Annotated in this window: 21 protein-coding genes and 1 tRNA gene; 5 read left to right on the top strand and 17 right to left on the bottom strand. The window is 44.1% G+C overall.

What is annotated here, in order from left to right:
- The 8 genes from ltrA to queG form a co-directional block, all read right to left on the bottom strand.
- Positions 1-995: group II intron reverse transcriptase/maturase (gene ltrA / locus AC622_RS16275; protein ID WP_049673027.1), on the bottom strand; the 995-nt coding region annotated here is incomplete at its 3' end.
- 604 nt (positions 996-1,599) lie between these two features.
- On the bottom strand, positions 1,600-2,769 hold the full coding sequence (gene yhbH / locus AC622_RS16280) for a sporulation protein YhbH (protein ID WP_049672025.1): 1,170 nt from the start codon (positions 2,767-2,769) through the stop codon (positions 1,600-1,602).
- Between the two features lie 206 nt (positions 2,770-2,975).
- The gene (locus tag AC622_RS16285; RefSeq protein WP_049672026.1) at positions 2,976-3,170 is read right to left on the bottom strand and encodes a hypothetical protein; all 195 of its coding nucleotides are present in this window, start codon (positions 3,168-3,170) and stop codon (positions 2,976-2,978) included.
- Between the two features lie 111 nt (positions 3,171-3,281).
- On the bottom strand, positions 3,282-5,177 hold the full coding sequence (locus tag AC622_RS16290) for a PrkA family serine protein kinase (protein ID WP_049672027.1): 1,896 nt from the start codon (positions 5,175-5,177) through the stop codon (positions 3,282-3,284).
- Positions 5,178-5,528: 351 nt separating this feature from the next.
- Entirely contained in the window at positions 5,529-6,266 is a 738-nt protein-coding gene (gene nfsA / locus AC622_RS16295; RefSeq protein WP_049672028.1) for an oxygen-insensitive NADPH nitroreductase, read from the bottom strand.
- A 200-nt stretch (positions 6,267-6,466) separates the two neighbouring features.
- Complete coding sequence (trmL, locus tag AC622_RS16300; protein ID WP_049672029.1) at positions 6,467-6,943, bottom strand: tRNA (uridine(34)/cytosine(34)/5-carboxymethylaminomethyluridine(34)-2'-O)-methyltransferase TrmL; 477 nt, start codon at positions 6,941-6,943, stop codon at positions 6,467-6,469.
- 70 nt (positions 6,944-7,013) lie between these two features.
- Positions 7,014-7,871 (bottom strand): amidase domain-containing protein, encoded by an 858-nt coding sequence (locus AC622_RS16305; RefSeq protein WP_049672030.1) that lies wholly within the window; start codon positions 7,869-7,871, stop codon positions 7,014-7,016.
- A gap of 46 nt (positions 7,872-7,917) precedes the next feature.
- A complete protein-coding gene (gene queG, locus AC622_RS16310; RefSeq protein WP_049672031.1) occupies positions 7,918-9,060 on the bottom strand; it encodes a tRNA epoxyqueuosine(34) reductase QueG in 1,143 nt (380 codons plus the stop codon).
- A gap of 78 nt (positions 9,061-9,138) precedes the next feature.
- Between queG and AC622_RS16315 the strand changes: the two genes are divergently transcribed.
- Positions 9,139-9,831: a B3/B4 domain-containing protein gene (locus tag AC622_RS16315; protein ID WP_049672032.1), complete on the top strand. Its 693-nt coding sequence runs from the start codon at positions 9,139-9,141 to the stop codon at positions 9,829-9,831.
- A 47-nt stretch (positions 9,832-9,878) separates the two neighbouring features.
- Here AC622_RS16315 and AC622_RS16320 read toward each other — a convergent pair.
- Together AC622_RS16320 and AC622_RS16325 are read right to left on the bottom strand one after the other, a co-directional pair.
- Positions 9,879-9,949, bottom strand: a tRNA-Gly gene (locus tag AC622_RS16320).
- A 135-nt stretch (positions 9,950-10,084) separates the two neighbouring features.
- Positions 10,085-10,867: a glycosyltransferase family 2 protein gene (locus AC622_RS16325; RefSeq protein WP_049672033.1), complete on the bottom strand. Its 783-nt coding sequence runs from the start codon at positions 10,865-10,867 to the stop codon at positions 10,085-10,087.
- A 216-nt stretch (positions 10,868-11,083) separates the two neighbouring features.
- Between AC622_RS16325 and AC622_RS16330 the strand changes: the two genes are divergently transcribed.
- The gene (locus AC622_RS16330; protein ID WP_049672034.1) at positions 11,084-12,412 is read left to right on the top strand and encodes an IS3 family transposase; all 1,329 of its coding nucleotides are present in this window, start codon (positions 11,084-11,086) and stop codon (positions 12,410-12,412) included.
- A gap of 62 nt (positions 12,413-12,474) precedes the next feature.
- Here AC622_RS16330 and AC622_RS16335 read toward each other — a convergent pair whose 3' ends face one another.
- The 7 genes from AC622_RS16335 to AC622_RS16365 all read right to left on the bottom strand — a co-directional run bounded on the left by AC622_RS16335 (position 12,475) and on the right by AC622_RS16365 (position 19,698).
- Positions 12,475-14,064, bottom strand: coding sequence for a Na+/H+ antiporter NhaC family protein (locus tag AC622_RS16335; protein WP_049672035.1), 1,590 nt, complete (start codon positions 14,062-14,064; stop codon positions 12,475-12,477).
- A 177-nt stretch (positions 14,065-14,241) separates the two neighbouring features.
- Positions 14,242-14,982 (bottom strand): sulfite exporter TauE/SafE family protein, encoded by a 741-nt coding sequence (locus AC622_RS16340; RefSeq protein ID WP_049672036.1) that lies wholly within the window; start codon positions 14,980-14,982, stop codon positions 14,242-14,244.
- A 152-nt stretch (positions 14,983-15,134) separates the two neighbouring features.
- Complete coding sequence (locus AC622_RS16345) at positions 15,135-15,842, bottom strand: ABC transporter ATP-binding protein (protein WP_049672037.1); 708 nt, start codon at positions 15,840-15,842, stop codon at positions 15,135-15,137.
- Entirely contained in the window at positions 15,842-16,621 is a 780-nt protein-coding gene (locus AC622_RS16350; protein ID WP_049672038.1) for an ABC transporter ATP-binding protein, read from the bottom strand. The genes AC622_RS16345 and AC622_RS16350 overlap by 1 nt, the downstream gene beginning before the upstream one ends.
- Positions 16,596-17,564, bottom strand: coding sequence for a branched-chain amino acid ABC transporter permease (locus AC622_RS16355; protein ID WP_049672039.1), 969 nt, complete (start codon positions 17,562-17,564; stop codon positions 16,596-16,598). The genes AC622_RS16350 and AC622_RS16355 overlap by 26 nt, the downstream gene beginning before the upstream one ends.
- A 12-nt stretch (positions 17,565-17,576) precedes the next feature.
- Entirely contained in the window at positions 17,577-18,455 is an 879-nt protein-coding gene (locus tag AC622_RS16360; RefSeq protein WP_049672040.1) for a branched-chain amino acid ABC transporter permease, read from the bottom strand.
- Between the two features lie 70 nt (positions 18,456-18,525).
- A complete protein-coding gene (locus AC622_RS16365) occupies positions 18,526-19,698 on the bottom strand; it encodes an ABC transporter substrate-binding protein (protein WP_049672041.1) in 1,173 nt (390 codons plus the stop codon).
- Positions 19,699-20,133: 435 nt separating this feature from the next.
- On the opposite strand from AC622_RS16365, the gene AC622_RS16370 reads away from it, so the two are divergent.
- The 3 genes from AC622_RS16370 to AC622_RS16380 all read left to right on the top strand — a co-directional run bounded on the left by AC622_RS16370 (position 20,134) and on the right by AC622_RS16380 (position 22,942).
- Entirely contained in the window at positions 20,134-21,054 is a 921-nt protein-coding gene (locus AC622_RS16370) for an ABC transporter ATP-binding protein (protein ID WP_049672042.1), read from the top strand.
- Positions 21,047-21,901, top strand: a complete 855-nt coding sequence (locus AC622_RS16375) for an ABC transporter permease (RefSeq protein WP_049672043.1) — start codon at positions 21,047-21,049, stop codon at positions 21,899-21,901. The genes AC622_RS16370 and AC622_RS16375 overlap by 8 nt, the downstream gene beginning before the upstream one ends.
- Before the next feature lie 132 nt (positions 21,902-22,033).
- Positions 22,034-22,942, top strand: a complete 909-nt coding sequence (locus tag AC622_RS16380) for a MerR family transcriptional regulator (protein WP_049672044.1) — start codon at positions 22,034-22,036, stop codon at positions 22,940-22,942.
- The last annotated feature ends 157 nt before the right edge of the window (positions 22,943-23,099 follow it).

Genomic DNA, 23,099 nt, shown 5'->3' on the forward strand with positions numbered 1-23,099 from the left:
GCCTTCGTATCGGCTAACGCGAAGTATCCACACCATCCGGTTAGATACTGGTTCAGTTTCTGAATCCGGTATTCCATTGGGTAAGGCATCTTCCTGGAAGTGATTTTCCGGACCTTCTCCTTCATTCGCTGGATGCTCGCTTTTGCGATGCGAATTTTTGGCTCTTTCGTCGATGCGAAAGTAAACCCCAGAAACTTACGTTTCCAAGGTCGGCCTACCGCTGACTTCTTCTCATTCACTTTCAATCGGAGCTTCCCCTCAATGAGTCGTTGAATGCTGGCCAAGGTTCGTTCACCTGCACGCTTGGATTTCACGTAGATATTGCAATCATCCGCATAGCGTACGAATCGATGTTCCCGGCTTTCTAATTCTTTATCCAATTCATCTAGGACAATATTTGAAAGTAAGGGGCTTAGGGGACCTCCCTGAGGAGTTCCTTTCTCCATACTGGTAACCACTCCATTGATCATCACTCCAGCTTGTAAATACCGGCGAATTAGTTTCAATAGAGGTTTCTCATCGATTCTCTTTGCCAACGTGCTCATTAGTCGGTCATGATTGACCTTGTCAAAGAACTTCTCCAAGTCCATGTCTACTACCCATCTGTATCCTTCTTGGATGTAGCCCTTCGCCTTCCGTACAGCGTCATGGGCACTCCGGTTTGGTCGGAAGCCATAACTATGTTCGGAGAACATGGGGTCGTATATCTTCGATACCACTTGGGCTATCGCCTGTTGAATCAAACGGTCTGTCACGGTAGGGATTCCCAGTAGCCGGAAGCCGCCATCAGGTTTCGGGATTTCGACTCTTCGGACTGGCATCGGTTCGTAGGTTCCCTCCAGAATAGCTTCTCTGATGGAAGACCAATTTTCGACTAAGTGCTGACGTAGGTTTTGTACGGGCATCTTATCTACTCCATGACTTCCTTTATTCTTTTCGACTCGCTTTAATGCGAGAAGCATATTCTCCCGTGACAGGATTTGATTCAAAAGCATCTCGTTTCTTCCTTCCGTGAATAGCTTATCTTCTTATGCCAGCCGTCACTCCATCCTCCGGGAAGTCCCCTGCGGGATTCACCGCATCCTTCTTCTCGTGAGGTCTCTTACGTTTTCTATGGTCATCATGACAGACTGAATGCCAAGGGCTATTCTCTCTTGATTGTTCGGTCCTTCCGAATCGTTCTAGACCGATTCGTACTATGACCTCAGCTGACTTCTGATGGTTCAGCTGCCTATCACTAGACAGGTTATGAAGGGTACTTCACATCTCCATCAGACCTCCCCGGGTAAGGGCGCACGCTTTCTCTCCATGTCCCCACTGCATTTACTCTCTATCACCTTCGGCAGTAAGAGCTTTGTTTTGTTTAGCAAACTCACTCAATGACAGCTAGCCTTGTATGCAGTTCGTGTTCCTTGGGGCGGAGATTTGCCTCCAACTTCCTTCAGATTCCGCGTCACCACGGACACCCTTGTCTTTGGCTAACCCCTACTACTGCCTTCGAGGCTCGGGACTTTCACCCTAAAGCTTACACCCATGCCGGGCACACTAAAGAGGCAGGCGGATTGATCATCCGCCTGCCTTTTTTTGTTGAGTAATAACCTAGCGTCCAGCCGCTCCTTCTGGTTCTTTCTTGAAAAAGCTTCGCATCGCATGAAATACATCTGCTTTCTGCTTCAAAATATAATATTGGAATTTCTCATCCTTTATATTCTTGTAGGCAGACATGAGTGTAGAGTTTCGGTTATATTGATTAACCTCCCCATACCCGAACATATTAGAGACCTTCATCAATTCACCAACCAGCTTGATGCAGCGCGGGTTGTCTGAGGTTAGATTATCTCCATCCGAGAAGTGAAATGGGTAGATATTATAACGCTCTATTGGATATTTCTCCTCAATGATTTCGAGTGCCTTTCTGTAGGCGGATGAACAAATCGTGCCTCCGCTCTCCCCCTTCGAGAAGAAGTCCTCCTCTTCGACAACCTTCGCCTCAGTATGATGGGCTATGAATTCAATATCAACCGTTTCATATTTCGTCCTCAAAAAGCGCGTCATCCAGAAAAAGAAGCTTCTGGCCATATACTTTTCCCATAGACCCATACTGCCTGACGTATCCATCATGGCAAGAACAACAGCCTTTGACTCCGGCTTCTCAATGGTATTCCATGACTTGAATTTCAGATCCTCCTGAAAGATTGGCACAAATCCAGGCGTACCACTTAAGGCGTTACGTTTAAATGCACTGATCATCGTCCGTTTCTTATCGACATTTCCCATTAAGCCAGTTTTCCGAATATCATTGAACTCATAATGCTCTGTGACATGATCTCCTTGATCCTTCTGCTTCAGATTGGGCAGCTCAAGCTCTGAGAAGAGTGCCTCTTGAATCTCGAGCAAGGATACCTCTGACTCCACATAATCCTCTCCAGCCTGATCGCCGGCTTCCCCGCCTTTACCTGGTGCCTTCTGGCCAGCGCCGTCTCTGGCGACAACATCCCCCACCTGCGAATCACCGTCACCCTGGCCAACATGCTTATTCTTATCGTAATTGTAACGAATCTTATATTCATCCAGAGAACGGATTGGTATTTTCACGACATCTCTTCCATTGGACATAATGATACTTTCCTCTGTTATCAAATCGGGCAGATTGTTCTTGATTGCCTCTTGCACTTTCTCCTGGTGTCTTTGCTGATCGTCAAATCCTTTTCGATGGAGGGCCCAATCTTCCTTTGAAATGGCAAACTGATGGCTGCTGTTGTCGGACATCTCTTATCCCCTCCTGTATATCCCTCATGAGAAATAAAGGTTAACCCATTATTGATAGATTACTCTATCCTATGCGGAAAACATGATTTATTGCCAAAATATTCAATAAATAAGACAAAGATCTTTAATGATACAGCCGATTCTTCATAAACGAAAACAGGCAGAGAAACCTTCATCGTTTTCTCCGCCTGCTTCATGTGTATTGCCTACTTATCATTCACTTCTTCGTCCTCATGCTGGACTGGGTCTGGTGACTTACCATAATCATTGGCCAGCTCTTCATTGGTCCGCAAATTCTCCATTTGCTTTCCTAGATTTTTCATTTCCTTTAAATCCGGAGCCATTTGCCCATTTTCCACTCTACTCTCAGCAATGGTTTCGGCCTTTTCTGTTTTCTTCATTTTTCATCACCTCTAGTCCCCCATTTCCCTTTTTCAGGAAAACCAAACTCAGGGGGGGATAGAAGGCGGCAAAAGCAGAGAACCCTATTATAAGGGGAATCATATGAATAATTAACGATTTAAAAGGCTGCCTACATAACGCAGCAATTCATTGGCGGAAGTCGAGTTATAGCCATGCTCATCAATGAGGCGGGCAACGACCTCATTTATTTTCTTCAATTGTGTTTCATCCGGGGTCTTAGAGGAGGTGGTAATCTTCACAACATCCTTCAAATCAGCAAACAGCTTCTTCTGGATGGCTTCCCTCAGGCGGTCATGAGAGTTATAGTCAAACCGTTTTCCTTTACGGGCATAGGCAGAGATTCGGATAAGGATTTCTTCTCTGAATGCCTTCTTCGCATTCTCTGAAATACCGATTTGCTCTTCAATCGATCTCATTAATTTCTCATCAGGATTAATTTCCTCACCGGTCAGAACATCACGAAGCTTCGATTTGTTGCAGAATGCCTCAACATTATCGAGGTAATTATTCATAAGGGTCTTAGCTGACTCCTCATAGGAATACACGAATGCCTTTTGAACCTCTTTTTTGGCAATATCATCATATTCCTTACGGGCAAGTGAAATATAATTCATGTAACGCTCCTTTAGTTCGGTTGTAATGGATGCATGCTGATCCAACCCTTCCTTTAGCGAGCGCAGTACATCAAGAGCATTAATGGACGGCGTTTCTTTCCGGATAATGGTCGATGAGATTCGGTTAATAACATAACGCGGGTCAATACCGCCCATTCCCTCATCCGGATACTCCTTCTTCAGCTCTTCTACATCAGCTGTGTTGAATCCTTCTACATTCTCTCCATCATACAGACGCATTTTCTTCACCAAATCAATATCACCTTTTTTCGGGTCCTTCAATCTGGTTAATGTTGTGAACATCGCAGCTACACGCAAGGTGTGAGGGGCAATATGCACACCAGCCACATCACTGTCTTGAATCATTTTCTCATAAATCTTCTCTTCCTCAGATACCTTTAGATTATATGGGACAGGCATGACGATAATCCGTGAGTGCAGGGCCTCATTCTTCTTATTGGCTATAAAGGAACGGTACTCCGTTTCATTCGTATGCGCAACGATGAGCTCATCAGCAGAAATAAGGGCAAATCTACCAGCCTTGAAATTCCCCTCCTGCGTGAGAGAGAGCAGATGCCATAAAAATTTCTCATCGCATTTCAGCATTTCTTGAAATTCCATCATCCCTCGGTTGGCCTTATTCAATTCTCCGTCGAACCGGTAGGCACGCGGGTCTGACTCAGAACCATAGGTCGCAATCGTCGAGAAATCAATACTTCCTGTTAAATCTGCGATATCCTGCGATTTTGGATCGGATGGACTAAAGGTACCGACACCCACCCGTTTATCCTCTGACAGGAAGATGCGCTCCACTGGCATATCCTCAATCCGATTATGATAATCTTTCTCCAGCCTCATCATATTGAGCGGCGACAGATTTCCTTCAACACGGATACCATACTCATCAAAGAAATCATTGCGTAAATGCGTTGGAATTAGATGGAGCGGATCCTCATGCATAGGGCAGCCCTTAATGGCATAAATCGCTCCCCTTTCTGTGCGTGAGTATTTCTCCAGCCCTCTCTTCAATAAAGTCACTAAAGTCGATTTACCGCCGCTGACAGGTCCCATCAATAACAAGATTCGCTTTCTGACATCCAATCGTTTAGCAGCTGGGTGAAAATATTCCTCTACGAGTCGTTCAAGCGGCTCCTCAAGACCAAATAGCTCTCCCTTGAAGAAGCTGTATTTCTTCTTGCCATTTACCACTTCCACGCCCGCATCCTTGATCATGTTATACACTCTTGAGTGAGCTGATTGGGCTACCCAGGGCTTCTCCTTCAATAACTGCAGATAATCTCCGAATGTTCCTTCCCATCTCAGTTTTTCCTCTTCATCTCTGAATTGTTCTATTTTTTTTAAGATATCCATTCAGTATAGTTCCTCCCCTAGCCATGATTCAGCTGCTATTGATACATATGCTTGTAAACGGGCAAACATGTATGATATGGATGATAGCTCATGATGTTGAAATCCCCATGCTTATCACCAATATATTCTTGGACAAGGAAAAAAATACTTCGGTATGGTATACTTTTCTAAAGTGACCAAAATAAGGAGGAAGGCGCAGTGACAGTTGCTATTATTCTTTTAGTATCCCTCACGTTCTTGACGGCTATTTTTTCAGCTGGATACAATGATAAGCCGAGATAACCCTTTATTTTGTAAATAAAAAAGCGATTCGCCTGCAAGCCCTATCGGCCATCAGCGAATCGCTTTTTTCTATTTATTTGCATAGCCTTTTCGATTCACAAACTCCTTCATATGTTCGCGCTGTTTGCCAGTCAGCATCGCAGCTACCTGCTCGCTCCAGCGGTCCTTCCGTTTACCCCCAGTTCTCATATTATAGTAAGCGGAAATTGTTTCATCGTATTCTTTCAGCTGTTCTTTCTTATCCTCGTATTCATTTTCATGGAAGACCGCTTCAAATGGCAGACGAGGCTTAATGGCTGTATCCTGATCCGGATAACCGACCGCCATGCCGAATAAAGGAATGACTCTATCAGGAAGCTTGAGCAAATCTGACACCTTTTGAATTTCATTTCTAATTCCGCCTATGTAACAAATCCCAAGCCCCATCGATTCTGCCGCAATCGCTGCATTTTGTGCTGCGAGGGCTGCGTCAATGACTGCAACCATGAATTTCTCCATGAAATCAAGACTGCCTCCAAGGTCTACACCTGCCATATCAGCAGCCCTTTCATGTCTATTCAAATCTGCACAAAAAACATAGAAATATCCATTATGCTCTACATAGGATTGGTTCCCCGCAAAAGCCGCCAGTTCTCGCTTCTTTTCCGGATCAGAAATGCCAATAATCGAATACGCCTGCACGAAGCTTGAAGTCGAAGCCGACTGCGCCGCCCGGACAATCTGCTCAATCTGCTCCTTTGATAGTGCCTTATCCTCAAATTTCCTAATGGAACGATGGTTTAACAATAACTCAATAGTCTCATTCATCCTTTTTCATCTCCCCATCTATACTCTCTTTTACTATACCAAATAGAAGAGTTCAGGATATAATGAAGAACCTTATGGGATGTAGAAAAACCTTGAATGATGTACGTCATTATTTTGAATCAAAAGTATTCCACTATCAACACTCATCATTATCATAGCCAAAATAATAAGCGAAGAGAGTCTCTCTTCGCTTATTTCCATCACGCTAAATGACCGTAATTCTGTTGTCTCAGCGCTTCATAGATAACGATCGCAGCTGTATTTGATAGGTTAAGGGAGCGGACATGCGTATCATTCATCGGCAGACGCAAGCCTCGTTCCGGGTGCTCCTCTAGAAGGTGCTTTGGCAGGCCGGTAGTCTCTCTTCCGAAAATGAAGAAGTAATCCTTCTCGGCATCTGCATACGATACATCACTATGATAGTGCTTCGCAAACTTTGTAATATAGAAGAATTCTCCCCCTTCGTTTTTCTCGAAGAATTCTTCAATGGAATCGTAATAAATGATCGTTACATGCTCCCAATAATCAAGGCCGGCCCGTTTGAGCATTTTATCATCTGTTGAGAAGCCAAGCGGGCGGATCAAATGAAGGGTTGTATCAGTCGCCGCGCATGTGCGGGCAATATTACCGGTATTTGCCGGGATAAGCGGCTGGTATAAAACAATATGTAAAGACACTTTATTCACCTCTTGTTAGAATAACAGCCTTTATTATACCACTTTTATGCCATATCCCTAAATCGAATGTCTAGCGAGTGATAATATGAAAAAATTTATACTGAATATCCGGTGTATAGGCTGTTGAGTCCTCATAATCCCAAAACCGCATGCGGCTGTTGGTCGTATGGGCATTGACAAGAGGGTTTCCATAGCCGTCCATACCTGTGATGATTGTATTATGATTAAAGCGTCCGTCTCCCTCAAAATCGTAGCAAATGATATCTCCTATCGAAAGCTCTGCAGGACTGCTGACCTCGATTGTCCACTTTGCCCCTTTAAGCATCAGCATAAAAGCATGGGCGACCGTCCAGCTATAGCTCCAATTGCTCGTTCCTTCCATCCACCAGCCCCTCGTCCGCACCGGCTGGCCCCACATCGGGACTCCCCCGGCGCGAAGGCATTGAGAAATAAAATTCGTACAATCATCTGTGAATTCAGGATAGGATGGATTAAATGCATTCCACCAACGTTCGGCATATTGGACAGCCTTCAGCCTGTCATAACGGAAATCAGGCCACCCAGCTCTATGCTGAAGATCGAGAACGGACCAATCGCTATCTCCAGCCTCTGCCGGCACCCTTAGCTCCTCATCCCCGATAAGCTCGCCTGAAGAGAATTCTGCCCTTCTCCGCTCCACTTCTTCTTCTATATAAAACTGGTCTCCATGCTTAATGGCAAATGACCAATGAATCGTATACAGAGCCTCCCGCTCCGTCATATTCTCCACGGTTCCTTTCCCCATTACTTTCACCAAATGTCCCCCGCGCTGCTTCAGGCTCATTTTCTTCTTTAACAGCCGTTCATCCTGGGCTGTTCTGGAGCGTTTTCGTTCACCTGCGAGCAAGGCAATCCGTTCCTTCAACAATGTTTCAAGCTTTTCCTTCATGTCTCCATCCTCCCCTCCTTTATAAAAATATGAAAAAAAGCCGGGGTCATTCCCCCAGCTTTTCAAGTTTGGCGATTGCCTGATCAATTTCCTCGCAGACGAGCTCTTCTTTCTCCACTGCTAAACATTCTCTTAAAACCCGCTCTGCCTCCTCTCCGCCGATTTTCCCGATTGCCCAAGCAGCCGTTCCCCTTATGACAGGGCGCGGATCCTTTCTAAGCAAATCAGCAAGAGGCGGAATATTCTCATGGTCCTTGAAATGAGCTAGGGCCAGAATAGCATTACGCTGGATGGGCATCTTTCCTCTCCAGGAACCTGACAGGCTGCCATATTGCTCCTTGAAGGCACGGTTGCTCAAGTTCAAGAGAGACAGCAATTCAGGTTTAACTATCTGCGGGTCAGCCTCCAATTCCTCATGAAGATGATAGTCAATACGCTTATTGTATGGACAGGATGTCTGGCAGGAGTCACAGCCATACAATCGATTGCCGACTTTTTCTCTAAATTCGTCTGGTATCATTTCCTTTGTCTGTGTCAGGAAGGAGATGCAGCTTTTGGCATTGATTTGTCCGCCAGCAACAAGCGCACCCGTTGGACAGGCATCAAGGCATTTGGTACAAGATCCGCATAAATCCTCCATCGGTGTATCCGGCGGAAACGGGATGTTCGTAATCATTTCCCCTAGATACATATAGGAACCGTATTCTTGGTTTAATATCGAACAATTTTTTCCGCTCCAGCCTATACCCGCCCGTTCTGCAACAGCGCGGTCGGCCAATTCGCCAGTATCCACCATTGATTTTAGCCGGGCATCAGGAACTCTTTCCTGAATAAAGGCTTCAAGCTTGCTTAGCCGATCCTTTACAACATGGTGATAATCAAGTCCCCAGGAGGAGCGGCTGAAGATTCCTCTTCGTTCCCCCTTCTTACTTCTCGGTGCATCATGCAGACGAGTTGGATAGGCAATGGCAATCGCTATGATGGACCTTGCCTCTGGCATGAGCCGTTTCGGGTCTGTTCGTTTCTCTAAATCCGGTTCCTCAAAGCCGGATGCATACTTTCTCTTTTGCTGCTCAATAAGGCGATCCTTCAATTCGAGAAAGGGGTCGCTTGAAGTAAAACCGATTCTATCAATGCCAATCGTCTTGCTGTATTCAATAATCTCTTGCTTTAACTGATAATCATACATTCTTATGCCCCTTCTCCTTTCTACGGATCTTATCTCATTGTATGGTATACTATTTTCAAAAAAGTGGGAGGTGTCTGCATGATCCACATAAAAGCAGACGAACAGCTCTTCGCACAAGCTGGTGATGTTAAGTTCGGTATTATTCATTATGAGGGAATGGAGGCAGGAAATATACCTTCCATGCTTGTTGGCCGCCTTCAGCTATATATAGAACAGCTGCATACCGAGCTTCAAATGAAAGAATGGGCCGATTACCCCGGAATTACAGCGTGGCGTAAGATCTTTAAGAAAACAGGAGCTGATCCTTCAAAATACCGTCCATCCGCAGAGGCATTATATAGAAGAATAAAAAAAGAGCCCTCTGCTCCAACCGGAAACTCAAGCATTGCTCTAAATAACTTCTTCTCCCTTCAATACAAGATTCCGCTTGGCATTTATGACGTCAAGGCTATCAAAGGTGATGTGCACATTAAAATAGGCAGTGAGACTGACAGGTATGAAGGACTGAACGGCCGTACGAATACATTGAATAGGATAATTGGAACATTTGATGAGGAAGGAGTATTTGGCAGCCCATACGTGGACTCTGTCAGGACAAGTATTCAGGACGATACGAAGGACGCACTTCAAGTCGTCTATTTCCACCATGATCACTCCATCGAACAGGCCGGGAAAATGCTTGAAGCCATCTCAAAAATGTTCATTCAAGTTCACGGAGGGGACTCCTCCATCTATCTAGTAAGTCATGAAAATCAAAAAATAGACATATAAAAAACGCAATGCTTCGTACTCTTCGTTACGAAACACTGCGTTGTTAAAGCGGGTGAAGGGAATCGAACCCTCATCATCAGCTTGGAAGGCTGAGGTTTTACCACTAAACTACACCCGCAAGCACGATAGACATTATATTAACAGAAGGTACACAGCTTGACAACCTTTTTGCTCAAAGTCGAAAAATGCCAAAAAATCATGAGATTATAAAAACAAAAGCGCCGTTGAGTAAATCCGGCGCTCTTATCATTTATCAATTTTTTAGATTTCGATATTTCGCTTCGCTCTTCGCATTATTCATAAAGCAATAAGCCGACTCAAAAATATTCAATTTTTCGACATGACGATAGAGTGACCAGACTTTAGACGCTTTTTTGTACTCGTCCTCATCTAATGAGTGATTATGCCTGCGCTTAAAGAGCAGAACTTCCTTGATTGCATATGCCTTAAACCCTCGTTTGAATATTGAGAGCCAAAGCGCACTCTCTTCAGGAATATTTTCGTTGCTTGTAAGCTGTATCTTTCCTATTATGTATCGGTCAATCATAACAGTCGAACCAGCAATAAGGTTCACGTTGTGGAGGAAACTGGAATAAGTAGTTTGTTCAGGCATAACAATGATTGGCTCATAGGCTTTATTGCTCTCATCAATGATTTGGTAATCTGTACAGCTAAACCCAATATTATGTGCCTCCATGAATTCCAATTGTTTCTCAAGCTTATGATGCGGCCAAATATCATCATTATTGATAAAGGCTAAATAACGGCCTCTCGCCATCGTAATACCAAAATTACAAGCTTCTGCATGACTAATTGGCTCTTGCAGAGTTACAAGCTTAATTCGTGAATCCTCCATCATTATTTCCTTAATTTCCGAGGAGCTATCATCCTTTGATAAATTTTCGACAATAATAAGCTCCCAATTCTCATATGTTTGTTGTCTAACAGACTCAATTGTCTTCTTGATATAATTCTCTGCGAATTCATTTACCATAATGATTGATACTAATGAACGAAATGGTATACTGCTTCTCACCGTATTTCACCTTCCTTATTCTGGTTGAATAAATATTATATTAAGATAATATTATGTACCCATACAGCATCTTCAATAAACCGATTTAAACGAAAAAGGAGAAGGAAAACACATGGTTTAAACTGGTACCTGTAGTTAGGACACTTGAAAAAGAGTGTCCTAGCTACAGGTTTTCTTATATACTAGAGGTCATGAAATAAGATACAAGGGGATACCATGAGTAAGATTACATTTACATCTAGAGAGATTAAACTACTTCAAAAAAACCCAAATGTACAACGTGTCAGCGAGCGATCCATCACCTATACAGATGCATTTAAAAATAGATTTATTGATGAGTATATGACGGGAAAGCTTCCCCGGCAAATTTTTATGGAGGGCGGTTTTGATGTCGACCTCATTGGAATGAAGCGAATCGAACAATCGGCCTATAGGTGGAAGAAAGCCTATGAAACCAATGGGTTACTTGGACTCACGGATTCAAGGAAAACGGCATCTGGAAGGCCGTTAAAACGGGAACTCTCACCATCTGAAGTGATTAAACGCCAAGAAGCTCAAATTAAGCTGTTGGAAGGACAAATAGAGCTATTAAAAAAGCTAGAAATGACCGAAAGGAGGCTGTTAAACGAAAGTCAAAACCTCGCTCCAAATAGAATCTATCAGCTGATTTATGAGACCTTGGAACAACATTCATTCAAGCGATTGACGGCATACTTTTGTGCCCTCTTAGGCGTATCCCGTTCGGGTTACTACAGTTACTTAAAGGCTTTTGAGGTCCGTAAAGCAAGAGAACAATTAGATTTAGAAGCGAAAGAGCTCATTTTAAAAGCGTTTAAACGACGCGGGTATAAGAAGGGGTCTCGCTCCATTAAGATGGTATTAGAAAATAAGTATGGAGTCCACTTTAGTCGAAAAAAGATTCAACGAATCATGAGGAAATATGGGATTGTCTGTCCTCACAGGAGGTCAAATCCTTATAGGAAAATCGCCAAAGCCACTAAGGAACACCAGGTCGTTCCAAACAAGTTGAACCGAGAATTCAAACAAGGAGTTCCTGGTAAAGTACTATTAACAGATATCACCTATTTGCCATATGCCGGAAGACAGATGGCTTATTTGTCGACCATAAAAGATGCCTCGACGAACGAAATCCTCGTTTACCATGTTTCAGACCGAATTACATTGGATATCGCCACGCAGACGATCCATAAGTTAATGAACAACAAGAAAGTAAAATTAGACAAGGATGCGTTTATCCACTCCGATCAAGGAAGCCATTACACAAGTCCTCGTTATCAAAAATTATTGAAGAAATATGGATTGGGACAATCCATGTCTCGCCGGGGAAACTGTTGGGACAATGCCCCTCAGGAATCGTTCTTTGGGCACCTCAAAGATGAAGTCGATTATCGATCTTGCCAGACACTGAATGAACTAAAGGCCAAAATAAAGCACTACATCAATTACTATAATCATGACCGTTATCAATGGAACTTAAAGAAGATGACCCCTGTTCAATTTAGGAATCATCTTCTCGTAGCTTAGTCTCTTTTTTTAATGTGTCCTTGACAGGGGTACCAGTTTAGTTTTCCCTTCCCCCTTTTTATTTATGAATCAACAACACTAGTTTCACTTTTCGGTTCGGTCTCAGTCTTTGGCTTAATTAAGATGACGAGAGAGCCAATCAAACCTAATACGATTAGCAGAGAGATCCATAAATTCTCTGTCAATCCTAAAATGAGATAACCAACCAATGCCACACCTGCACAAATCAGGGCATATGGCAGCTGGGTCATTACATGATCTAAATGATTAGAGCCAGCACCTGTTGATGATAGAATCGTCGTATCAGAGATTGGGGAGCAATGATCCCCAAAGACAGCCCCAGCGAGAACGGCCGCCATGGCTGGCAGCATCATCTCCGGGTCGGTTGCTGCCGCGATTTCCCCGGCAATAGGAAGCAGGATTCCAAATGACCCCCATGAGGTTCCCGTCGCAAAAGTCATAACCCCAGCAACAAGGAACATCACAAGTGGCAGATATAAAATATTAAGATTAGATTGCTGAACGAGACCTGCCAAGTAATCTCCTACTTGGAGGCGGCCAATCAGATCAACGAGTGCCCAGGCAAACAAGAGAATATAAACAGCCGGGAGCATGGTAATAATCCCTTGTGCAAAGCTCTTTCCAAATACTTTCCCCTTGATTCCTTTATGATAGTACACCTGCTTAGCAAACATAATAAGGGCAGCTGCTAACCCTAAAAGTCCCCCAATAACAAGTGATTGGGTCACATTCGTATTCTCTAGAACAGCCAATATCGTTACTTTACCGGAGATTGCTGTAAAGCCTGTCCACATCATGGCGGAGACTGTTCCGATAATCAGCGTCAAGATTGGCACGAGCAAATCATAAACGGTTCCTTTCTGGCTTGTTTCCAGCTTTTCCTTTAACTCTCCCGGAATAGATTTCGCCGGGTCGTATACCTCACCTCTTATGGTCGCACGGTCCTCATGCGCTTTCATTGGACCAATATTCCAATTGCGGTAAGCTACAATGAACACCATCGCAATCGCAGCAATCGCATAAAAATTCATAGCAGACATTTGAAGGAATGCGGTAAGAGCACTATACTCCGTGTATTGATGCTGGGCAAAAATAATGCCTAGAAGGGCAATAATATACGCTCCCCAGCTGGATATTGGGGAGATGACACAAATCGGTGCAGATGAAGAATCAATAATATACGCAAGCTTAGCCCTGGACACCTTTTGCCGGTCTGTAATCGGGCGGGCGACCTGTCCAACTGCAAGCGCATTGAAATAATCATCTATAAAGATAAAGATTCCTAGAAGCGCTGCCACAAGCTGTGCCCCTGTTCTCGTTTTCACCCTTTTCATCGCCCACTCTCCAAAGGCCCGGCTACCGCCGCAGACTGAAATAAAGATGGTGATAATACCTAATAAAAGAATGAATAGGATGATATAGAGATTGGATACATTCCATGCTCCTTCAGATATGAAAATACCCTTTACTGCGTCCCAAACAATGACAGCCGTTTCTCCTAATTTGAAATCAGCCAGCATAAAAGCAGATGCAAGAATACCGACTCCAAGCGATAACAGGATCTTTCTCGTCAAAACCACCATCAAAATAGCGATTAATGGCGGCAGCAATGAATAAACCGAGTTTTCCATAGAAAATCCTCCTCTATTTTGTCAGAAACCCTGATGCTCCATACTTCGGTCATATCTTTAATTAATGCTTGCGATGGATAAAAACATTAAGTAAAAATACAATTCGAAGTATATATATACTATTTTAATATAACGATTTTCAATAGGGAAGGGTAGTTGAGTTTTAAAAATTGGAAATTATGAGACAAATTGATTAAACCATAGCTGAATGAGCAGAAGAAGTGTCATAATACGCAGTATCGGTTTAACATAGTGAGGCTTTAATTTCTCCGCTATTCTTACCCCCGCTTGAGCACCAGTAATCGAACCAAGCATCAAGCAGAGCGTTATGGGCCATATGATATTACCAGAAACTATATATGTCACCGCGGCTCCCAAACAGCTTGACACAGTAGCAAGGCGAACAAGCGCAACCGCCTTCATGTAGGAAAGATGAAGATAACCAAAAAGGTTAAACAGCAAAGTCCCTTGACCTGGCCCAAACATGCCATCGAACATTCCTATCCCAAAAAGACCGGAGAGACTATATTTATTCAAGTGGAGCTTTTCCCCCTGATCCATGAAATTTCCTTTACCCAAAAATGAAAGAATGTAACCAAATACCAAGAAAATACTCGCCACTACGTTCAGCATGGATGATGACATAAAAGTCGCCGTCATCCCTCCCGCAACACCTCCTAAGGCACTTACCGGCAGAATCCAGAAGGACTCCTTCCAATCCACTTGCCCCTTTCTATACAAATGCCAAAAGCTCGTAAACGAACTCACTGTGTTGGACACTTTATTTGCTCCAATTGCCGAGTGGACAGGCACCCCCAAAAGAAGCATGGAGGGAAAACTAATCAATCCTCCGCCTCCTGCCAATGTACCGACAGTTGTAGCCAACAATCCGATGAAATAAATATAGACATAGTCCATCTTTGTATCGCCTCCCCCATAAGCATATGCATGAAGCCTCCTAAAGAAAATGACTGATTTATAAAGGTTTGGCATAAGAGAAACTTATTAAAAAGGGTTTGTTCCCTGCAGCTATTTTTCTTCTAGCTGTAAGAAACAAACCCTTAGAGTGATTAGTGACCGCCCAAGTAAGCCAGCTTCACTTCTTCACTTTCATTAAGCTCATTTGCTGTTCCAGAAAGGACGATCCGTCCCGTCTCCATAACATATGCCCTGTCTGCGATAGACAAAGCCAGGTGGGCATTTTGTTCTACCAGCAGAATTGTAGTTCCCGCAGCCTTTATCTCTTCGATGATACGGAAAATTGTCTTTACGAGCAAAGGAGCCAGTCCCATTGAAGGCTCATCAAGGAGCAAAAGCTTCGGTTTCGCCATAAGTGCTCTTCCCATGGCGAGCATTTGCTGTTCACCTCCGGAAAGGGTCCCAGCCTGCTGCTTCACTCGCTCCAGTAGACGGGGAAATAATTCATACACCTGTTCCATATCCGCCTTAACCCCTGCACGATCTTTGCGAAGATAGGCACCAAGCTTCAGGTTTTCCTCCACAGTCATATTGGCGAATATACGTCTCCCCTCTGGTACATGGGATATTCCTTGTTTTACAATGGATTGAGCGGCATTCCCCCCAATTGATTTCCCTTCATAGAGGATACCTCCCTCCTTCGGCTTTAACAAACCGGATACCGTCTTCAGCAAGGTGCTCTTCCCGGCACCGTTCGCCCCAATAAGAGTAACAATTTCTCCTTCTTGAATATCCAATGTCACCCCTTTAATCGCTTGAATGTTCCCATAATAAACAGTGACATTATCAACATGAAGCATCAGCTCACCTCCTCGCCAAGATAGGCTTCTATGACAAGCGGGTTTTGCCGAATTTCTTCAGGTGACCCATGGGCAATCAACTGTCCATGGTCCAGAACATAAATACGTTCACATACTCCCATAACGAGCTTCATATCATGTTCAATCAAGAGAACAGTCAAACGGAAACGCTCCTTAATCTCTCCAATCAATTCCATCAGCTGCCCTGTCTCTTTTGGATTCATGCCGGCAGCAGGTTCATCAAGCAAGAGTAATCTCGGCTTACCGGCGAGCGCCCTCGCAATCTCAAGTCTTCGCTGCATGCCATACGGCAGGTTCTTCGCTTTCTCATCCTTGTACGGGTGCAGATTGAATATCTCTAATAATTCCAGAGCCTTCTCCTCTATGATCCGCTCACCCTTAAAATGCCCGGGAAGCCTAAGAATAGAGCTTATCATCGAGTGATTTGCCTGTGAATGATAGGCCACCTTAACATTATCAATGACGGATAATTCCCCAAACAGGCGGATATTTTGGAAGGTCCGGCACAGCCCTTTCCGAGTAATCCTGTAGGGAGCAAGCTTGTTCAGCCTTTGTCCATCAAAGATGACAGCCCCCTCTGTCGGGACATAGACACCTGTTAATAAATTAAAGAGAGTCGTCTTTCCAGCCCCGTTTGGTCCGATTAAGCCGCAGAGGTCACCATGGCCAAGCTCCATACACACATCACTCACCGCCTTAAGACCGCCGAATTGAATTGATAAATGCTCGACACTAAGCAATGGTTTGCTGGTTTCCATCCTTTGGACCCCCCTTTGTCTTTCTCGTCCATAAGCTTGTAATTTCCTTCGTACCGAGCAGTCCCTGTGGACGATAAATCATCATGACAATCAGTACTAAGCTATATAGAAGCATCCTCGTTTCAGGATAATCAGACAGGAATGTCGTCACAAGAGTCAGCAGCACTGCGGCAATAACCGTCCCTGAAAGGCTGCCGAGACCCCCTAATACAACTAAAATCAAAATATCAAATGACTTTAGGAAATTAAAATTCGCCGGCTGAATGAAATAAAAATTATGAGAATACAAGGCACCTGCAATCCCGGTAAAGAAAGCACCGATAACAAAGGCTGCCACTTTATAATAGGTCGTATTAATGCCCATTGCATCAGAGGCTGTTTCATCCTCACGGATTGAAATGCAGGCCCGTCCATGTGTGGAATTAGTAAAGTTCCTCACCACAAGAATCGTGATCATCATCCAGAGGAAAATCCATCCCCAGGTCGTTTTATGGGTGACCATCATACCAGAGGCCCCTCCAACATAATCCATATTCAAGAAAATAATGCGCACAATCTCTCCAAATCCAAGCGTCGCAATAGCGAGGTAATCCCCCTTCAATCTAAGGCTTGGAATTCCAATCAGCATACCAACGGCTGCTGCCATCAGACCGCCAATTAAGATGGACGCTAGGAACGGAAGTCCCATTTTCATGGTCATAATGGCTGAGATAAATGCCCCGACAGCCAGGAAACCTGCTTGTCCAATAGAGAACTGACCGGTTATGCCCAATATTAAATGAAGACTGACCGCTACGATGATATTAATGCCTATCGTAATAACCATATTGGTATAAAAGCTGTCTATGATACCGGCAGAGATGATTGATTGCATGACCAGAAAGAATATAAGCGCAAGAATCATGGTTCCAAAAAAGCCGTTTATTCTTTTGAAAATCCCCATTGCCCCCATCTCCTATACTTTTTCTTTCTTGTTTTTGCCGAACAAGCCTTGAGGCATGAATAGAAGAATCAGGATGAGCACGACAAAGGCTGCGGCATCTCTCCATAGTGAGAAGCCTGCGGCACTGACAAGCGCTTCAATCATACCGAGCAGCAGACCTCCAACCATTGCTCCCGGAATGATGCCAATGCCTCCAAACACTGCGGCGACAAATGCCTTCAGCCCTGGAAGAATACCCATTAACGGTTCAATTCTCGTATAATAAACACCAAAGATTACACCCGCAGCTCCGGCTAACGCTGATCCGATTGCAAACGTAGCCGATATTGTATTATTAACGCTGATGCCCATTAATTTGGCTGCATCTGCATCAAAGGATACTGCCCGCATAGCTCTTCCAATCTTCGTGCGGTGAACGATAACTTGCAGCAAGACCATTAGGCAGATTGCCACGGCAAGGATAAGGATGGATTGGCTTTTAACCGTAACTCCGAGAATATCAATATTGGAAGATGGCAATACATCATTAGGATACGCCTCAATCTGAGCGCCCCTAATGTAGATCATTCCATACTCAATAAAGAGAGAGACACCGATTGCCGTTATCAGGGCTGCGATTCTGGTCGCATTCCGAAGCGGCTTATAGGCAATCCGTTCAATCAATACGCCTAATATAGCGCATGCTGTCATGGATAATAAAAGCGCCGGAAGGAAGGAAAGCTCAAGAATTGTAATGGCATAGAATCCGATGAAGGCTCCTACCATAAAAACATCGCCATGGGCAAAATTAATCAATTTAACAATTCCATAAACCATTGTATAGCCGAGTGCGATCAGTGCGTAAATGCTTCCGAGCGATATTCCGTTCACAAGCTGCTGGATAAATTCCATATGTGACCCCCTGGTTATTAGAATAACAATTAAGAGCAGGAGACTGATGAATCAGTCCCCTACCGGTCTATTATGGTTCAATATTGGTTTCAAAGACCTGCTTTCCATTTTCATATTTCAAGATGGCAGCAGCCTTAATTGGATTATGGTTTTTATCAATGGTCAGTTTGCCAGAGACAAGGTCAAGTCCATCTGTTTCAGCAAGCGCTTCTTTAATCTTTTCAGGGGCAGGGTCATCGCCCGCTCTTTTTACCGCATCTGCGATAAAATAAGCCGTATCATAACCAAGGGCTGCAAAGGCATCTGGGGATTTATCCTTGTATTTCTTTTTAAAGGCGCTGACGAATTCTTGAATATTCTTAGCGGGGTCTCCTGCAGAGTAGTGGTTTGTGATAAATGTATTCTCTAGTGATTTTTCACCGGCTATTTCCAGCAGCTTTGGAGAATCCCAGCCGTCTCCTCCCATGAATGGCACATCAAGACCAATTTCACGCCCCTGCTTTAAAATCAACCCAACCTCTTCATAAAAAGCCGGAACAAACACAAAATCAGGATTAGCCTTCTTGATACGCGTTAAAGTCGATTGAAAATCTGTATCCTTTTGAACAAAGGCCTCCTCTGCAACAATCTTTCCTCCGCCGGCTGTAAAGGCCTCCTTAAATGCAGCGGCGAGCCCTTTCGAATAATCGCTGGAGCTATCAATATAAACGGCAGCGGTCTCGGCCTTAAACTGCTCCTTGGCAAAGTTTGCTGCAACGGTTCCTTGGAAAGGATCGATAAAGCATGTCCGGAACACATAATCATTTACTTTCCCATCCTTGACCGTAATCGTTTCATTTGTTCCGGTCGGGGTAATAAGGGGGACCTTTTGATCATTGGCGATATCGACCTGTGCCAGCGTATTCGTGCTTGTTGCCGCTCCGACGATAACATCTACCTTTTCCTGTGTCACAAGCTTCAAAGCACCGGTTGTGGCTTCGGCAGCATCTGATTTATTGTCATATTTCTCAATCTCAAGCTTTTTGCCATTAATGCCATCCTTATTGATTTCCTCAATCGCCAGCTCCATCCCTTCCATGATGGACTGACCATAGGAGGCAGCTCCTCCTGACATCTCAAGATTGGCTCCTATTTTGATTGTTCCCTCACCTGTTCCTCCTGCTTCCTCTCCTCCGCATCCAGCCAAGACTCCCATTGCCAATGATAAAGACAGAATAATACCTGACGCCTTTTTTCTTTTCACGCTACTTCCTCCCCCTTTTGGAAATAAAAAAGGGTCCTGTTATACCGTTATTGATATGAAGAGTAAGTACCCTCTTTCAAGACCTGACCGAGCAAGAAAGACCGAAAGCTTACATTTAGGCTTTCGAGCTGTCCTTGTACATAAATACAGCCGATATCAACAACGCAATATAACAGAGACCCAAGAAAAACTGGTGCGCTCTTTATTTGTATTTCGATTCTGCATTCAGTTTACCTTAATTTGTAAATTTCGTCCATATCTGTTTTAATTCCCGCATAAAATTAATTTTTGCCAATTAAGCCAAGACATTTTCTTTAAATTCTTTTTCTCGGGAAGTTATGAAAGGCCTGTTCGGTATATAATTAACTATAAATATGTATTTTCGGAGAATTCCAACTACTAGTCTTTTATTCTAAAAGGAATCGAGGTGTCTGTATGGATAAAATTATAGAAGTGCAAGGCCTCACGAAAACTTTTGGAGACCTTCAGGCGGTTAAGGGCATTGATTTTTATATAGAGAGCGGAAAACTGTTCGCTTTCCTTGGACCGAACGGAGCCGGCAAGAGTACGACCATCGATATGATTTGCACTCTTCTGAAGCCTGATTCAGGAGAGGCCGTTATTAACGGCTGCCGCCTGGGCACAGAGGATCAGAACATTCGTGAGTCAATCGGGGTTGTTTTCCAGGAGAGCCTGCTCGACCCGCTTCTCACCGTCCGAGAGAACTTACTATCACGAGCAAGATTTTACAGAATTCCGAAGAAAGAGCTGAAGGAACGCGTAGAAAAAGCAGCCATTTCTGCTGATGTCATGGATTTCATCGACCGCCCGTACGGCAAATTATCCGGCGGTCAAAGACGCCGGGCAGATATTGCCCGCGCACTTGTCAACACACCGAAGATTCTTTTTCTAGATGAGCCAACGACAGGGCTTGACCCGCAGACAAGGCGCAGTGTGTGGGAAACCATTGCACGTCTGCAAAAAGAAAGCGGGCTGACTGTCTTTCTGACAACCCATTATATGGAGGAGGCTGCTTCAGCCGACTATATCATGATTATTGATAATGGACGCATTGTGGCAAAGGGCACCCCATTTGAACTGCGTAATACATATAGCTCTGATACGTTGAAAATTGAACCGACAGACCGCTCAAGCCTGATTAGTCTGCTTAATGAACATGATATTTCTTATACAGAAAAAAATGAGCTGCTTACCATTAAGCTTTCTGGTACAAAGGAAGCCTTGTCCATTCTTAAACTTACAGAGCCATTGATCAATCGCTTTGAGGTGCAGCACGGTACGATGGATGATGTGTTCATTAACATTACAGGAAAGGAGATACGAGCTGATGTTTAACCTGGCCCAGCGTAACTTTAGATTGTTCTTCCGGGATAAAAGCACCGTCTTCTTCTCCCTGTTAGCCGTCTTTATCATCATTGGTCTATACGTCCTCTTCTTAGGGGATACGATTGCAAGTGATATGAAAGATATAAAGGATGCCCGTTTCTTAATGGACAGCTGGATTATGGGAGGACTACTCGCTGTCACCTCCGTCACGACGACAATGGGCGCATTTGGTACGATGGTAGAAGACCGGGCAAAAGGAACCGCAAAGGATTTCTATGCCTCTCCTTTAAAGAGATATCAAATTGCGGGCGGCTATGTTATTAGCTCCTTCATGGTCGGAATCATCATGTGCGTGATTACCTTCATCCTTGCCGAGATCTATATCGTTGCCAATGGCGGGGAGCTGCTGCCCATGCTTAGCATTGTGAAGGTATTAGGACTCATTCTGCTGTCCGTTCTTTCGTCCAGCGCAATGGTCTTCTTTCTTGTCAGCTTCTTTACAAGCATTAACGCCTTTGCTACAGGCAGCACAGTTATCGGCACATTAATCGGCTTTCTTACCGGAATCTATATCCCGATAGGGAATCTTCCTGATGCCGTTCAGCTTGTCGTGAAGATATTCCCTGTTACCCATGCAGGCGTTCTATTCCGGCAGGTATTCATGGACGCACCGCTACAGACAGCCTTTGGTGATTTGCCGGCAAAGGCCGGAGAAACCTTTAAAGAAGAATTGGGTGTCGTGCTGACATTCGGAGACCATACCCTCCAAGCAAGCACTCATATTCTTGTCTTGTTAGGGGTTACACTGCTGTTCTTTGCGCTGGCTGTTTGGAATATTTCCCGCAAAAAATCGTAAGCATGCAGGGGCGTTCTTCTCGCATGCTCTTTTTTTGCATTTTTTTATACAATAGATATTTGTCTTTTTATCAAATTGGGTATATTGTTAATATATAACTATTTTATAACTTTTATAAAAGAGGGTTCGACGATGTACAATATTAAAGCTGTTTCCAAATTATTAGACATGCCGACCGTGACCATCCGCTCTTGGGAAACGCGTTATCAAGCCATCACCCCGGAACGAACGGAATCCGGGCACAGGGTGTACACCGAAGAGAACTTAAATGATTTGAAGTGGCTCAAGAAACAAATCCATGAGAACGGCTTGAATATCAGCCAGGCTGTCAACCTGCTAAAGGCAAAGAAGGCTGAAGAGACAACGATGGAGCTCTTGCCAGATTCGAATGATGATGAGCCTAACGAACGCTTCAAGAAACAAATCGATGAATTGTACGCAGCTGTGCTCGAGCTGGAAGCCGATAAGTGCAATCGCCTTCTGGACCTGTATTTCTCGCAATTCAATTACCATACCGTCTTCTCCTCCATCATCGTTCCGCTCATGTATAAGGTTGGAGCAGAATGGGAGAATGGAAACCTCCATGTCGTAAAGGAGCATATGATCAGCAACATCATTCTCCATCGTTCCATCAGGTTCTTCAGTGTGTTTGAGACATCTCCCTCCTTGCCGCGGGTGATGGCCATCTGCCCACAGGGAGAGCAGCATCAGCTTGGCTTGATTCTCTTTACGCTTTTCCTGCGCGAAAAACATTATCCTGTGTACTACATTGGGGCAGATACCCCGCTTGAAGGTCTTGCCGAACTTGTCAAGGAGAAGGATATCAGCATTCTTGCCATCTCTACCTCCCGTCAAACAGACCATGAACTTGTCGAGAAATATATAGACACAGTCCGCGAGGTTAATCCATCCGTAAAATGCCTCGTCGGCGGTCTCGGCATTAAAGAAACTAAAAGACATGGATCTAGATTTGATATCGCACCCGATGACCGGAACTGGGAGAAAATTCTAGACCTAATCACTCATACTCCCATATCCTAAAAACCCTCGCTAATTGCGAGGGCACTGAAAAACTTCGTTTTTTTCATAAGTTAAGTCGACAAACATAAAAAAGACGGCTCAAGTTCAGAATATGAATTTTTGAGCCGTCTTTTATTATTTTTAAGGGATATATTCCATCCCTTTTAGTTCAGTTCAA

It is taken from the genome of Bacillus sp. FJAT-27916, from assembly GCF_001183965.1.
Lineage (GTDB): Bacteria > Bacillota > Bacilli > Bacillales > Pradoshiaceae > Pradoshia.